General features: G+C 65.0%; 11 protein-coding genes. 5 read left to right on the plus strand and 6 right to left on the minus strand.

The window, feature by feature from the left end:
- Window positions 1-8 precede the first annotated feature (8 nt).
- Both ACNQPL_RS17755 and ACNQPL_RS17760 read left to right on the plus strand, forming a co-directional pair.
- Window positions 9-1,388 carry a 3-deoxy-7-phosphoheptulonate synthase class II gene (locus tag ACNQPL_RS17755; protein ID WP_416467413.1) on the plus strand — a complete coding sequence of 460 codons (1,380 nt, stop codon included), beginning with the start codon at window positions 9-11 and terminating at the stop codon, window positions 1,386-1,388.
- Between the two features lie 24 nt (window positions 1,389-1,412).
- Entirely contained in the window at window positions 1,413-2,600 is a 1,188-nt protein-coding gene (locus tag ACNQPL_RS17760) for an MFS transporter (protein WP_416467415.1), read from the plus strand.
- Between the two features lie 32 nt (window positions 2,601-2,632).
- Here ACNQPL_RS17760 and ACNQPL_RS17765 read toward each other — a convergent pair whose 3' ends face one another.
- Both ACNQPL_RS17765 and ACNQPL_RS17770 read right to left on the minus strand, forming a co-directional pair.
- Entirely contained in the window at window positions 2,633-3,772 is a 1,140-nt protein-coding gene (locus ACNQPL_RS17765; RefSeq protein WP_416467416.1) for a glycerate kinase, read from the minus strand.
- Window positions 3,773-3,884: 112 nt separating this feature from the next.
- Window positions 3,885-4,982 (minus strand): sugar diacid recognition domain-containing protein, encoded by a 1,098-nt coding sequence (locus tag ACNQPL_RS17770; protein ID WP_346613272.1) that lies wholly within the window; start codon window positions 4,980-4,982, stop codon window positions 3,885-3,887.
- A gap of 163 nt (window positions 4,983-5,145) precedes the next feature.
- Here ACNQPL_RS17770 and ACNQPL_RS17775 point away from each other — a divergent pair, with 163 nt between their 5' ends.
- Both ACNQPL_RS17775 and ACNQPL_RS17780 read left to right on the plus strand, forming a co-directional pair.
- Window positions 5,146-6,474 carry an MFS transporter gene (locus tag ACNQPL_RS17775; protein WP_346613271.1) on the plus strand — a complete coding sequence of 443 codons (1,329 nt, stop codon included), beginning with the start codon at window positions 5,146-5,148 and terminating at the stop codon, window positions 6,472-6,474.
- A gap of 115 nt (window positions 6,475-6,589) precedes the next feature.
- The gene (locus ACNQPL_RS17780; protein ID WP_416467417.1) at window positions 6,590-7,474 is read left to right on the plus strand and encodes an alpha/beta hydrolase; all 885 of its coding nucleotides are present in this window, start codon (window positions 6,590-6,592) and stop codon (window positions 7,472-7,474) included.
- Window positions 7,475-7,671: 197 nt separating this feature from the next.
- Here ACNQPL_RS17780 and ACNQPL_RS17785 read toward each other — a convergent pair whose 3' ends face one another.
- Together ACNQPL_RS17785 and hisN are read right to left on the minus strand one after the other, a co-directional pair.
- Window positions 7,672-8,382, minus strand: a complete 711-nt coding sequence (locus ACNQPL_RS17785; RefSeq protein WP_416467419.1) for a hypothetical protein — start codon at window positions 8,380-8,382, stop codon at window positions 7,672-7,674.
- Window positions 8,383-8,567: 185 nt separating this feature from the next.
- A complete protein-coding gene (gene hisN, locus ACNQPL_RS17790) occupies window positions 8,568-9,359 on the minus strand; it encodes a histidinol-phosphatase (protein ID WP_416467420.1) in 792 nt (263 codons plus the stop codon).
- A 219-nt stretch (window positions 9,360-9,578) separates the two neighbouring features.
- On the opposite strand from hisN, the gene ACNQPL_RS17795 reads away from it, so the two are divergent.
- On the plus strand, window positions 9,579-10,211 hold the full coding sequence (locus ACNQPL_RS17795; protein WP_416467421.1) for a helix-turn-helix transcriptional regulator: 633 nt from the start codon (window positions 9,579-9,581) through the stop codon (window positions 10,209-10,211).
- A gap of 143 nt (window positions 10,212-10,354) precedes the next feature.
- On the opposite strand, the gene ACNQPL_RS17800 is transcribed toward ACNQPL_RS17795, so the two are convergent.
- A complete protein-coding gene (locus ACNQPL_RS17800) occupies window positions 10,355-12,358 on the minus strand; it encodes a MacB family efflux pump subunit (RefSeq protein ID WP_346613266.1) in 2,004 nt (667 codons plus the stop codon).
- 2 nt (window positions 12,359-12,360) lie between these two features.
- Window positions 12,361-13,518 carry a macrolide transporter subunit MacA gene (gene macA / locus ACNQPL_RS17805; protein WP_387523818.1) on the minus strand — a complete coding sequence of 386 codons (1,158 nt, stop codon included), beginning with the start codon at window positions 13,516-13,518 and terminating at the stop codon, window positions 12,361-12,363.
- Window positions 13,519-13,632 lie beyond the last annotated feature (114 nt).

The following is a 13,632-nucleotide window of genomic DNA, read 5'->3' on the forward strand; positions in this document are numbered from 1 at the left end:
GACACACCATGCTGACCCCCACCGCCGCAGTGGCGGACGCCCAGGCAACCTGGACGATCGACTCATGGCGCAGCTGCACTGCCCTGCAACAACCCTGCTATGACGACCCGCACGCTTTGCGCCAGGCACTCGACGCGCTTGCACTGCGCCCGCCGCTGTTGGGCGCGGAGCGCATCCTGCAGCTCAAGGCATTGCTCGCCCAGGCCCAACAGGGCAAGCGGTTCGTCCTGCAACTGGGGGACTGCGCCGAGCGCTTCGAGCACAACGATCTTGCGCAAAGCACGCGGCAAGTGGCGCTGCTGCAGCAGATGAGCCAGGTACTGATGCACGGCCTGCAACTGCCGATCGTGCAGATTGGTCGCCTCGCCGGGCAATATGCAAAACCTCGCTCCAGTGATATCGAGCAGCGTGATGGCGTGAGCCTGCCGGTGTATCGCGGCGACATCGTCAACCAGTATTCCTTCAGCCCTGAGGCGCGTCGGCCTGACCCGCAGCGCCTGTTGCAGGCGCATGCCCACTCGGCGCTGACCCTGCAACACCTGCACACGCTGCAGGCGCAGGGCATCGACAACCTGTTGCCCGCCGAATGCTGGCCGCTCGACTGGCTCGTACAGGCGCAGGATCAGCAGCGGCTTCGCCCGCTGTTGGCAGAAGTCCATGGCACCCTGCGTTTCATGCGCACCTTGGCAGGCTCCCAGCCGGGCGAATTCCTGCACCGTGAGCTGTACGTGTCCCACGAAGCCCTGTTGCTGGAATACGAACAGGCGCTGACCCGTCAACACAGCAATGGCGACTGGTTCAACCTGGGCACCCACCTCCCTTGGATCGGCCTGCGTACCGCACAACCCGACGGTGCACATGTCGAGTACCTGCGCGGGCTGGCCAACCCGGTGGCGGTGAAGGTAGGTATTGATACCGATCCGGAGCAGCTACCGCGGTTGATCGCACGGCTCAACCCCTCCAACGAACCTGGCCGGCTGACGCTGATCCACCGCCTGGGCGCTGCCCACCTGCAAGACCACCTGGGGCCGCTGATCGAAACGGTTCAGGCAACCGGTGCACAGGTGCTGTGGCTGTGCGACCCGATGCACGGCAACACCCGCACCCTGCCCTGCGGCACCAAGACCCGCGCCTTCGACGACATGCTCGCAGAGGTCGCCGGCGCGTTCGCTGTGCATGCTCGCCATGGTTCGGCCCTGGGCGGTTTGCACCTGGAAGCCAGCGGTGACGACGTCACCGAATGCCTGGGCGGCGCCGCTGACCTGCAACCTGCTGACCTTGCCCGGCGCTATGTGAGCCAGGTCGACCCGCGGCTCAATCGCGATCAGGCCATGGAACTTGCGCTGCGCGTGAGCCTTGACGCCACCACGTGGCGACAGCGCCCTTGAACCTGTAAGGATTACGTTCACCCCATGCCAACCGTCATCTATGTGTTTTCCCTGTGTACCTTCACCTTCGGGCTTTCGGAGTTCGTGGTGGCAGGGCTGGTTTCGGCCATGGCCGAAGACTTGGGTACTTCGACCACCGCCGTCGGCTCGGCCATCGCGGCCTATGCCCTGGGCGCGGCCATCGGCGCGCCACTGCTGACCGCTTTGCTGCTCAACTGGCGAGACCGTACTTCACTGTCGCTGACCTTGGCCGTGCTGGCCGTCGGCAGCCTGGCGTTCGCCTGGGCCGAGCAGTTGTGGACAGTGAACCTTGTCCGCTTCGTCATCGGCCTGGCGCATGGCGTTTTCATGGCGGTCGCGGCCGACGTGGCGGTCAAACTGGTCGATGCGCCCCGCGCAGGCCGCGCCTTGTCGCTGGTGTGGCTGGGGCTGACCCTGGCGCTGGCCCTGGGTGTGCCCCTGGGGACGTTGCTCGGCAGCCTGTGGTCGTGGCGGGCCATCTTCGTCGCGCTGGGCGTGCTGGGCTTGCTCAGTTTGCTCGGGCTGGTGCGCCTGATGCCCCGGCAAGCGGCGGCGCCACTGCCCGCTGGCGGTCGGCTGGCAGGCGTGGCTGCGCTGATGCAACGGCCGCTGCTGGCGGCAGCCGGCATCGCCATGCTGGTGAGCGTGGCAACCTTTTCGTTCCTGACCTATGTGTCACCGTTTCTGCTGCAGGTGACGCAAGGCGGCGTGAGGTTGTTGAGCCTGGCAATGTTGATGTTCGGTGCCGCGACCATGCTCGGCAACGTGCTGGGTGGCGTTCTGGCCGACCGCTTCGAAGCCGGGCGTTGCCTGAAAATAGCCCTGGGGTTGCTGGCTGCCAACCTGGCACTGCTTTACCTGGGCCGTGAACACGCGTGGGCGGTGGTGCTGCTGGTTGGCGTGCTGGGAGCAGTCTTCTTTGCCATCGTCACCCTGTCGACCCTGCGCCTGCTTGGGCTTGCCAGGCAGTTGGCCCCCCATGCTACCGGTGTGGCTTCTGGGTTGAGCATAGCCGCATTCAACCTCGGCACGGCGCTAGGCGGGGCGCTGGGGGGCTTGATGATTGAACGGGTTGGGCTGGTTTACCTGCCGTTGGCGGGCGCTGCAGCGGGGTTGCTGGCGCTGGGCTTGTTGATGGCTCAGCCAGGCAAATCGCGATCTGGGTTTCAGCAAGTAGAACGGGAGGCCTAGGGGCGCATAGCGCCCCCAAAATCCCAACTGGGTCAAGGTTTCCCAGCACAACGCCAAACCCGGCCGATATCACCGGCCCGTGCCTGCAGCAACTGCGCCGCATCGGCACACGCCTGCTCCAGGGTCATCGGCCCGCTGGCCAGGGCAAACGCTGCATCGATACCGTGTGCATACAGCTGCTGATACCCCTCACCCAACGTACCTGCCAGCACCACCACCGGCACGCCGTGGCGCTTGGCGACCCGCGCCACGCCCATCGGTGTCTTGCCCCGCAAGGTCTGGGCGTCGAAGCGCCCTTCGCCGGTGATCACCAGGTCGGCGCCTTGTACCAGCGCATCGAGGCCGGCCAGCTCGGCCACCACTTCAACCCCCGGGCGGAATTGCGCGCCCATGAAGGCCTTGGCCGCAAAGCCCATGCCGCCGGCTGCGCCGCTGCCGGGCTGCTCACGCACATCCTTGCCCAGCACCTTCGCGCAGTGGTCAGCGAAGTGCCCCAACGCTTGATCCAGCGCCTGCACCTGCTGCGGGCTGGCGCCTTTTTGCGGTCCAAAAATCGCCGAGGCGCCATTGGGCCCACACAGCGGATTGTCGACGTCGGCCGCCACTTCGACCTGCACCTGCGCCAAGCGCGGGTCGAGGCCGCTGGCATCGATGCGCGCCAAACCGGCCAAGGCCAGCCCACCCTCTTCCAGCGCCTGGCCATCGGCATCCAGCAAGCGCAGGCCCAAGGCCCGCAACATGCCGCTGCCGCCGTCGTTGGTGGCGCTGCCGCCAATCGCCAGCACGATACGCTGCGCGCCCGCAGCAAGCGCAGCCGCGATCAGCTCGCCAGTGCCCCAGGTGGTGCTGCGGCAGGCATCACGCTGCGCACTCGGCACCAGCTGAATGCCGCTGGCCTGGGCCATCTCGATGATGGCCGTGCGGCTCTCGGCCAGCCAACCCCAGCCGGCCTCGACACGTTGCCCCAGTGGCCCGCGCACGTTCAGGCGGCGCAGTTCGCCGTGGCTGGCGGCAACAATCGCCTCCATGGTGCCTTCGCCGCCATCGGCCATGGGGCACTCGACCAGTTCGGCAGCCGGCAACGCGTCGGCAAGGCCAGTGGCGATGGCACGGGCGACGCCGGCAGCGTCGAGGCTGTCCTTGAACGAGTCGGGGGCGATGACGATCTTCATGGGGATTCTCCTGTCCAGATGACCGGCATGCTGACAGCTGCGCCGCGCAAGGGCCTCGGTCGGATGCACAAAAGCGCCGACGGGTTGTTTGGGCAAATGCCTTTGCCGGCAGTCAATCGGCAGGCAACAGCTGCAAGCCCAGGTACAGGCTCAACATGCCTTCCATGCGCAGCGGGTCCACTTCACCCAGCTCGGCAATGCGCTCCAGGCGGTAGCGCAAGCTGTTGCGGTGGATGCCCAGGGCATCGGCACAGGCCTGGCTCTGGCCGTCGTGTGCACACCAGGCGCGCAAGGTCGCGAGCAATTGCCCGGTGGCATCCTTGGCGCGAATACGGTGCAGCGGTTCCAGCAGCTCATCCAGCGCATCTTCATTGCGATGGCGCCACAGCAAGGCCGGCAGGCGGTAGCGGGCAAGGCTCAGCAGCTGCTCGTTGGGCAACACCTCACGGCCATAGGCAAGCAAGTCGCGGACACGTCGGTAGCCACGGCGCAATTGCTCCAGGCTCTGCGCCGGGCTGCCCAGCGCCAGGCGCTCGATCTCCCAGCCAGCGCGCTGCACGCGTTCGAACAGGCGCTCTTCGTCCAGCACCACCCCGGCCGGGCGGCACCACAGCAGCGAATCCCGCGCGGGGCTCACGCACCAGCTGTCCGGGTAGCGGCTCAGCAACCAGGCCGCCAACGCTTCGGCGGGAGGGCCTGCGTACAGTTCGAACAAACACGGAATGCGTGGCAACTGCGGCTTCAAGCCCAGTTGCTGCGCTTCATCCAGCAGCCGCGGCGAGTCACCCGTGCCACCCAACAGCAGGGCCAGCAGGTCGTCACAACGTTGGCGCCGCCATTGCTGTTCAACCTGCAAGTGGCGTTGCGCAAGCAGCATTTCGGCGGTCATGCGCACCAGCTCGCCATAGGTGCGCATCTGCTGCGGGTCGCCGGTCAGCCCGAGTACGCCGATCAGCCGGCCATCGAGCATCAGCGGCAGGTTGACCCCCGGCTGCACGCCTTTCAGGCATTTGGCGGCGTCCACGTCCAGTTCGACGATGCGGCCATTGGCCAGGACCAGCTGCGCACCTTCGTGGCGGGTATTGATGCGCTCCGGCTCGCCACTGCCCAGAATCAGCCCCTGGCTGTCCATGACATTGACGTTGCACGGCAGGATGGCCATCGCCCGATCAACGATATCCTGCGCCAGGTCATGGTCGAGTTCGAACATTCAGCGATCCTTGTGGGTGGTAGGCTTTGTACCTCGGCACAGCAGGCCAGGCCCATGGCTGTGCAAAAGCACAAAGACAGGCGCGTCGCACTCCCCGAGACTCGTCAGGGCGAGCGCCGGCACAGGCGACGCGGCGACAACCATAACAACAGAGAACCCGATCATGGCACACAGCCCCGCCCCTGACCAAGGCACGGACATCACCCGCAACGCGCTCTACCGGCGCATCACCTTGCGGCTGATCCCGTTCATTTTCATCTGCTACCTCTTCAACTACCTGGACCGCGTCAACGTCGGCTTCGCCAAGCTGCAGATGCTCGACGCGCTCAAGTTCAGCGAAACCGTCTACGGCCTCGGCGCCGGGATTTTCTTCATCGGCTACGTGCTCTGCGGCCTGCCGAGCAACCTGGCGCTCAACCGCTTCGGCCCGCGGCGCTGGATTGCGGCAATGATGATCGCCTGGGGCAGCCTTTCGACCTGCCTGCTGTTCGTCACCACCCCCACCGAGTTCTACACCCTGCGTTTGCTCACCGGCGCGGCCGAGGCCGGGTTCTTCCCCGGCGTGGTGCTGTACCTCTCGCGCTGGTTCCCGGCAGACCGCCGTGGCCGCATCATGGCCTTGTTCATGTCGGCGATCCCGGTGTCGGGCCTGCTCGGTGGGCCGTTCTCCGGCTGGATCCTCGAGCACTTCGCCGCAGGCCAGCATGGCCTGGCCGGCTGGCAGTGGATGTTCCTGATCCAGGGCTTGCCGACGGTTGCGCTGGGCGTGCTGGCCTTTGGCATGCTCAGTGATGGTTACCAGAAAGCCGCGTGGCTGAGCCCAGCCGAACGCCAGCTGATCGAGGCCGACCTCAAGGCCGACGCCGCCAGCAAACCCGCCACCCGTGGTGACGGCGTGCTGGCCGTGCTGACCAACCCGCTGATCTGGACCTTCGGCTTTATCTACTTCTGCATCCAGAGCGGCGTGTACGCGATCAACTTCTGGCTGCCGTCGATCATCAAGAGCATGGGCTTTGACAACCCGTTGCTGATCGGCTGGCTCAGCGCCATTCCGTATTTGCTGGCGGGTGTGTTCATGATCCTCTGCGGCCGCTCGGCAGACCTGCGCAACGAGCGCCGCTGGCACCTGGTGGTACCGATGTTGATGGGCGCCCTGGGCCTGCTGATCGCGGTCAACTTCGCCGCCAACCCGACCATCGCCATCCTCGGCCTGTCCATCGCCACCATGGGCGCCCTCACCGGCCTGCCGATGTTCTGGCCGATGCCGACGGCGCTGCTGAGCGCCAGTGCCGCCGTTGCCGGCCTGGCAATCATCAACTCGGTGGGGCAGATGGCCGGGTTCCTCAGCCCGTACCTGGTCGGTTTCATCAAGGACCAGACCGGCTCGACCGACGCTGCGCTGTACTCGCTGGCCGCGCTGATCGTACTGGGCAGCCTGGTGGCCCTGCGCATTACCCGCGCCGGCGCCTTGAACGCTGCTCGGGCACACTGAACCGTCAACGGGGCCGCGCTGCGGCCCCGTTGCTTAACCTCTCGTAACAATCCCGCCTCGTCCGTTCGGTAACTTTTCCGACATCAAGCCTTAGGCATCTGTTAAAAAACCCCACATGCCTAGCCTATTCCTTAACCACCTGCGCCGTCGCTGGCTCACCTGGCTGTGTGCCAGCCTGCTGGTCATCGGCCTGCCTTCCGGTTGCGCCGTGCTGCAGCATAAAGAGCGCGAGCTGGTATTTCGCATCGAGCCCGGCCAGGCCAGCTGGTTCCGTGGCCTGCCCAGCGGCGTGCAGGAACTGGACCTGCGCCCGCGCAGTTTCGCCGACAACCAGAGCCTGCACGCCTGGTGGTGGCCCGCCCGGCGCGCTGATGCGCCGGCCATCCTGTACCTGCACGGTGTGCGCTGGAACCTCACCGGCCAGCTGTTCCGCATCGAGCAGCTGCATGCCATGGGCTATTCGGTGCTGGCCGTGGATTACCGCGGGTTTGGCCAGAGCCGTGGCGGCCTGCCGTCCGAGGCAACGGTGTATGAAGATGCACGAATTGCCTGGGAGCGCTTTGCCCAGCTGCAACCGGATGCCGACAAGCGCCTGATCTTCGGCCATTCCCTGGGCGGCGCCGTGGCGGTCGAGCTGGCTTCCGAGCTGGCCCGCCAGGCGCAGAAAGACGGTGCCCAAGCGCCGGCACGCGGCCTCATCCTCGAATCGACCTTCACCTCCCTTGGCGATGTCGCTGCCGCAGTGGCCGACACCACGCTACCGGTGCGCTGGTTGCTGTCGCAGAAATTCGATTCGCTGGACAAGATCAAGGACGTCGGCCTGCCGCTGTTGCTGGTGCACGGCCTGGACGACCGCTTCGTGCCGCCGCGCTTTAGCCAGCAGCTGTTCGAGGCCGCGCAGGAGCCCAAGACCTTGCTGCTGGTGCCGGGGGCCACGCACAACAACAGCATGAGCCTGGCGGGGCAGCGTTATCGTCGAGCGATACAGGCGCTGCTTTGAGGGCACCGCGACGCCTGCCTGGGCTTGGCATGTAGGAGCTGGCTTGCCTGCGATCGGCTGCGAAGCAGTCGTAAAATCGGTATTTGCGCAGTGCCAGGCGGAATGCGAATACAGGGTTTACGACTGCTGCGCAGCCGATCGCAGGCAAGCCAGCTCCTACAACACGACCGCGATACGCAATTGTGCGGGTGTGCAGCCTATTGCACCGGCAAGAAGTTCATCAACAACAAGCTCTGCGCATAGTTGAGCCCAATGCGCCGGTAACGCTCATCCAGCAACTGCGCCAGCAAATCCAGGCGGGCCACGATCTTGCCGAACTCCACCGCAAAACTCAGGTTGCTACCCTCTTCCGATATCTCGTTGGAGAACAGCAGCAACACACCGTTGGCATCCTGACGCTGGCTCAGCATCCAGGTGGCCTTCTCGATGTTGCGCGCCGCGTTGTTGACGAACAGCGGGTCGATGGTGTCGGTCATGTAGAACTCGGTACGCCCCCCGTGCGCGGTGACCAGCATGCTGCCGATGGCGTAGATGAACGCGCCCACCCGGTCGCCGCGAAACTCCGGGCTCAGGGCATAGCTCAACGCGGCCAGGTCGCGGCGGTTGCCCAGCTGGGCCAAGGGTTGGCGCTGTTCGATGGCGATGCGGATCTGCCGCTCGGCGGTGGCGGCATCCAGGTAGCCAGACATCTTCCACTGGCTGGGGTTGCGCAGGTACAGCTTGTTCATCAGCAGGTACAGGCTTTGCAGGTTGTCGCGCATGGCCAGCGTCGCCATGCGATCCACGCTGGTCTGGAACAGCTCGCTGGGCTTGCCGTTGCCGAACTGGCTGACAATGTCCTGGCCTTGCTGCTGGGTGCAAGCGCCGAGGCAGATCAGTGCGCCTGCCAGCAGCAGGCGCGGGAGCATTTGAGATGTGGTTGCAACCATCGGCACCGGGGTCGAAATCGGCGGCGGCGCTGGGGATCGGCGCGGCCTGGCCATGCATAGAGCCCGGAAAGCAGAAAAAGTGCGATGTTGCCAGGCCCGTTCCTACAAGTGGATAACCTGTAGGCGCGGGCTTGCCCGCGAAGAGGCCTGCCAAAACACAACAATCACATGGCGTGACGCAACATCTCCACTACCTGCGCATGCAACACCGGGTCACCACAGGCCACCACACACCCGCCGTGCTGCGCCGAGCTGCCATCCCAGGCGGTGATCACCCCGCCCGCCCCTTCGATGATCGGTATCAGCGCCTGCACGTCATACGGTTGCAGGCTGGCCTCGACGATCACGTCGACAAAGCCCGACGCCAGCATGCAGTAGGCGTAGCAGTCGCCACCGTAGCGCATCAGGCGCGCTTTGCCGGCCACCGCTTCGAAGGCTGCCTTGCGCTCAACCGTGTCGAACATGTCTGGCGTGGTGCACATCAGCGTGGCCGCGGCCAGGTCTGCACAGGCCCGGGCCTTCAACGGCGTACCACTGCGCCAGGCGCCCTGTGGGGTGCCGATGAAGCGTTCGCCTGTGAACGGCTGGTTCATCACACCCACCACCGGGCGCGTACCATCGTTCAAGGCGATCAGCGTGCCCCACAGCGGCAGGCCGGTGATGAAGGCGCGAGTGCCGTCGATAGGGTCCAGCACCCAGGTCAGCGGGCTACTGCCAAGCGCCACGCCCTGCTCCTCACCCAATATGCCGTGCGCCGGGTAGCGGGCCTGGATCAGTTCACGCATGGCGTCTTCGGCCGCCTTGTCGGCCACGGTCACCGGGTCGTACAGGCGCCCCCCTTTGTCCTCCACGTCCAGGCTGGCGCGAAAGTACGGCTGGATCGCCGCTGCAGCGGCATCAGCCAACTGCTCGGCAAAGGCGCGGTATTCGCCGATCTGTTCAGCACTCAGGGACATGGGGCAGGCCTCGTGAAAAAGATGGGGCTGCATCATACCCGACAACCCGCGCCGCAGTAGATGCCCGCGCCTGGCAGCCATTATTCTGCCACTATTCCAACTTCATTTAACGGTCACTCATTCGTTGTACTAGGATATGAACCACCTCCCGCCACAGGCCCAGGATGCAGGCCGGCAATTCGGTGGGAGTCTGCACCTCGACACCTCAGGGATGACACGATGAATTCGCACTTGCTCTACCCGCAGATCGGCAAAGTGATTGCCAGCACCGGCAGCCGCCAGTTCCCACGCATGTTGCACGACCTGATCCACGCGCATCTGAGTATCGATGCCACACAGATACGGCAACTGCCCGCAGCCAACACGGATGCAGCGTTGATCGATGAGACGGTGTTCTCTTCAGATCAATGCCTGGAAGCCGGATTCACCGACCCGTCGCGCCTGCATTTGATTCGCCGCAAGGGCGATTCGCGGTTTGAGATCCAGGTTCTGCGCGGTGGCGCTACGTACAGCTTTTCGGCGCACGAGCGTAGCCGGCTGGATGACATCTCGCCGCTGCTGCTGCCGATGCTCGAAAAACACATCGCTGCCTTGAAGCCCGGCCCTGAGCGCAGTGCGACAGAGAGCCTGCAGCAGCGCTTTCTCGACCGCCTGGCGCAGTCGGGGCTGAAACTGTCCGAGCGTGAGTGCCAGGTGTGCCTGGGCCTGCTGGCCGGGCATACCGCGCCGGAGCAGGCCGAACGGCTGGCGTTGAAGGTGAATACGGTGGAAAGCTACCTGCGCCGGGCGGCGATCAAGCTGGGGATTGCTGGCCGGCATTCGTTGATGCGCTGGATGTATGGTGACCGCTGATTATTCGTAGCCTGCACCGGCCTCTTCGCGGGGCAAGCCCGCTCCCACAGATACCTCGCTGACCCAAGGCAGTCAGCTGACTCAAGGCAGTGAAGATCCTGTGGGAGCGGGCTTGTCCCGCGAATGGGCCCGTACAAGCCAGTTCAATCCCGCGCCAATGCCTCGATCGGGTCCAGCCGCGCGGCATTGCGTGCCGGCACAAAGCCGAACACCACGCCAATCAGTGTCGAACAGGCAAACGCCATCACGATCGACCCGGGCGAGAACACCATCTCCCACTGCTTGACGAACAGCTCGAACAGCGAGCCAATCCCATACGACAAGGCAATCCCTACCACACCGCCAAACAGGCAGACCATCACCGCCTCCACCAGAAACTGCTGGCGAATGTCCGACTGGCGTGCGCCCACCGCCATGCGGATACCGATTTCGCGGGTGCGTTCGGTGACCGACACCAGCATGATATTCATCACCCCGATGCCCCCCACCACCAGCGAAATCACCGCGATCAGCGACAGCAGCAGGGTCAGCGAGCGGCTGGTTTTCTGCACCGTCTGCATGATGCTGTCGAGGTTGTTGGTGAAGAAGTCCTTGGTGCCGTGGCGCTGCAGCATCACCTTGGTCACCTCCTCCTCTACCCGTTTGCTCGGCACGCCGTCCTTGATGCGCACGCTGATGCTGTCCAGGTGGCGCTGGCCGAGCACGCGGCCTGCGGCGGTTTCGTAGGGCACCCAGATATTCAGCTGGTTGCTGGCGACGAACAGGTTCTTGTTCTCGGCGGTTACGCCAATCACCGTGCACGGCAGGTTGCCGACCAGGATCACCTGGCCGAGCGGGTCGATGTGCTGCCCGAACAGGCGCTTGCGGGTGTTGTGGTCGATCACCACCACCTGTGCCTGGCGCCGGGCGTCGTCGGCGCTGAACACGATGCCTGAGGCCAAGGGGATGTTGCGTACCTGGAAGTAGTGCTCGCTGACGCCGTTGAGCTGCACGTCGACATCCAGGTTGCGGTAGCGCACCAGGGTGCTCTGGCCGATCACCGGGGTGGCGCTGTCGACGTAGTAGAGTTCGTTCAACGCCGCGACATCGGCGGGTAGCAGGGTTTCGATGGTCTTGGCCCGGCTGTCGCCGAAGTTGCTGCCCGAGTAGATATCGATGGTGTTGCTGCCGATCGCCTGGATGTCCTTCAGCACATAGCCCTTGGCGCCCTCGCCGATGGCTGAAATGGACACCACCGAGGTGATGCCGATAACGATCCCGAGCATTGTCAGCAGGGTGCGCATGCGGTGCGAGACCAAGGCGATCCAGGCCATCTTGAACGCCTCGCGGAACATGCCCAGGCTGGCCACCAGGCGCCGCACGGCCGGTGCCTGCGGCGACGGTTCGACGGCTGGCGTGGGTAATGCTTCGGCGGCGTTGCGGCGGTCGCTGATGATCTGCCCGTCGCTGACCTCGATGATGCGCTGGGCATGGGCAGCCACCTTCGGGTCGTGGGTAACCAGAATCACCGTGTGGCCTGCGGCGTGCAGCTCCAGCAGGATGTTCATCACTTCCTTGCCACTGGCGGTGTCCAGGGCGCCGGTGGGCTCGTCGGCGAGGATCACCTGGCCGCCGTTCATCAACGCCCGGCAGATACTCACCCGCTGCTGCTGGCCACCGGAGAGCTGGCTGGGGCGGTGCTCGAGGTGCCCGGCCAGGCCCAGGCGCGTCAGCAGTTCGCGCGCGCGGTCGTGGCGCTGGCCTTGCGGCGTACCGGCATACACCGCCGGAATCTCCACGTTGTGCAGGGCGTCCAGGTGCGGCAACAGGTGATAGCGCTGGAAAATGAAGCCGAAATGGTCGCGGCGCAACGCGGCCAGGGCATCGTCGTCCAGCTCGCGGGTTTCCTGCCCGCCCACCTGGTAGCTGCCACTGCTGGCGTTGTCCAGGCAACCGAGAATGTTCATCAGGGTCGATTTGCCCGAGCCGGACGCACCGATGATCGCCACCAGTTCGCCGCTGCGGATGTCCAGGTCGATGCCCTTGAGCGCCAGAAACTCACGGTCGCCCGCCATGAAACTGCGGGTGACGCCTTGCAGGCGCAGCAAGGGCTCGCCGGTGCCGCTGGCAACTGCCCTGTGCGGGGTAAGCTCGACATTCATGTTCATGCTCAGGCCCCTGCTTCGCCAGACACCGGCTCGCCGATCACCACCCGGTCGCCTTCGGCCAGGCCGTCCTTGATCTGCACCTTGACGTTGTTGTTGATGCCGGTTTGCACGTTGCGCACCTGGGCGAAGCCTTTACCGTCGAGTACCCGTACCGGGAAGCTGCCATCGCCATTGCGCAGGCCCAGCGCCGCCACCGGCACGGTCAGCACGCCGGCGGCGGTGTCGAGGACGATATGCACCTGGGCGGTCATCGAGATGCGCAGGCGGTGCTCGGGGTTGGGCACTTCGAACAGCGCGTTGTAGAACACCGCGCCATTGGGCTTGGCGCTGCTGCCGTCGCTCTTGTCGCTGCTTTGTGCGTAGTTCTGCGGGGCAGGCTCGGTGCCGCGCAGCTTGGCGTAGTAGCGCTTGTCCTCGCCGAGGATGGTGAAGTACACCTCCTGGCCGGGGGTGATGTGGATCACGTCGGCTTCGGAAACCTGGGCCTTGACAGTCATGGTGTCGAGGTCGGCCAGCTTGAGCAGAATGGGTGCGAGCTGGTTGGCGATCACGGTCTGGCCTTCCTGGGTGACGATGCCGACCACATGCCCGGTAATGGGCGCGTTGATGCGGGTGTAGCCGAGGTTGACCTTGGCGGTGTCGATCTCGACACGGGCGCTCTGGATCTGCGCATCGAGCGAGCGTACGGCGGCCTGCTGCACCTCGTACTCCGATTCGGCGTTCTCGAAGTCCTGGCGCGACACCGACTCGTCGGCCTGCAGCTCGCGGTAGCGCTCGTACACACGCCTGGCCTGCTTGAGCTGGGCCAGGGTCGAGCGCCGTTCGGCCTGCAGTTTTTCTTCATCGACCTCGGCCTGGCGCAAGGTGTTGCGCAACACCAGCGGGTCGATCTCGGCCAGCCACTGGCCCTGGTCGACCTTGTCGCCGAGCTTGACCTTGAGCGACTTCAACTGCCCGGAGACCTGGGCGCCGACATCCACTTGCTTGATCCCTTCAAGGGTGCCGGTGGCCAGCACCGCGTTTTCGATGTCGCCCCGCTCGACCGTGGCGGTGATGTACTGCGGCGCCTTGGCCGGCGCCTGGATGGCGTACAGCGCGATGCCGGCGACCAGGGCCACGGCGGCGCCGAGGGTGTATTTGCGGAATCTGGACTTGTCCATGAACACTCACTTTCCATTCAAAACATACACGTGTGGGTCTGCTCTGCAGCCCTATCGCCGGCTTGCCGGCGATGAGGCCGCAAGCAGCAGTACAAAAAGTCGCCTTCCACCTAT

It is taken from the genome of Pseudomonas sp. LFS044 (genome assembly GCF_047978245.1).
Lineage (GTDB): Bacteria > Pseudomonadota > Gammaproteobacteria > Pseudomonadales > Pseudomonadaceae > Aquipseudomonas.

Bases quoted from the DNA above. Each gene is read 5' to 3' on its own strand.
- ACNQPL_RS17755 (WP_416467413.1), top strand. From the start codon at position 9: ATGCTGACCCCCACCGCCGCAGTGGCGGACGCCCAGGCAACCTGGACG.
- ACNQPL_RS17760 (WP_416467415.1), top strand. From the start codon at position 1,413: ATGCCAACCGTCATCTATGTGTTTTCCCTGTGTACCTTCACCTTCGGG.
- ACNQPL_RS17765 (WP_416467416.1), bottom strand. From the start codon at position 3,772: ATGAAGATCGTCATCGCCCCCGACTCGTTCAAGGACAGCCTCGACGCT.
- ACNQPL_RS17770 (WP_346613272.1), bottom strand. From the start codon at position 4,982: ATGTTCGAACTCGACCATGACCTGGCGCAGGATATCGTTGATCGGGCG.
- ACNQPL_RS17775 (WP_346613271.1), top strand. From the start codon at position 5,146: ATGGCACACAGCCCCGCCCCTGACCAAGGCACGGACATCACCCGCAAC.
- ACNQPL_RS17780 (WP_416467417.1), top strand. From the start codon at position 6,590: ATGCCTAGCCTATTCCTTAACCACCTGCGCCGTCGCTGGCTCACCTGG.
- ACNQPL_RS17785 (WP_416467419.1), bottom strand. From the start codon at position 8,382: ATGCTCCCGCGCCTGCTGCTGGCAGGCGCACTGATCTGCCTCGGCGCT.
- hisN (WP_416467420.1), bottom strand. From the start codon at position 9,359: ATGTCCCTGAGTGCTGAACAGATCGGCGAATACCGCGCCTTTGCCGAG.
- ACNQPL_RS17795 (WP_416467421.1), top strand. From the start codon at position 9,579: ATGAATTCGCACTTGCTCTACCCGCAGATCGGCAAAGTGATTGCCAGC.
- ACNQPL_RS17800 (WP_346613266.1), bottom strand. From the start codon at position 12,358: ATGAACATGAATGTCGAGCTTACCCCGCACAGGGCAGTTGCCAGCGGC.
- macA (WP_387523818.1), bottom strand. From the start codon at position 13,518: ATGGACAAGTCCAGATTCCGCAAATACACCCTCGGCGCCGCCGTGGCC.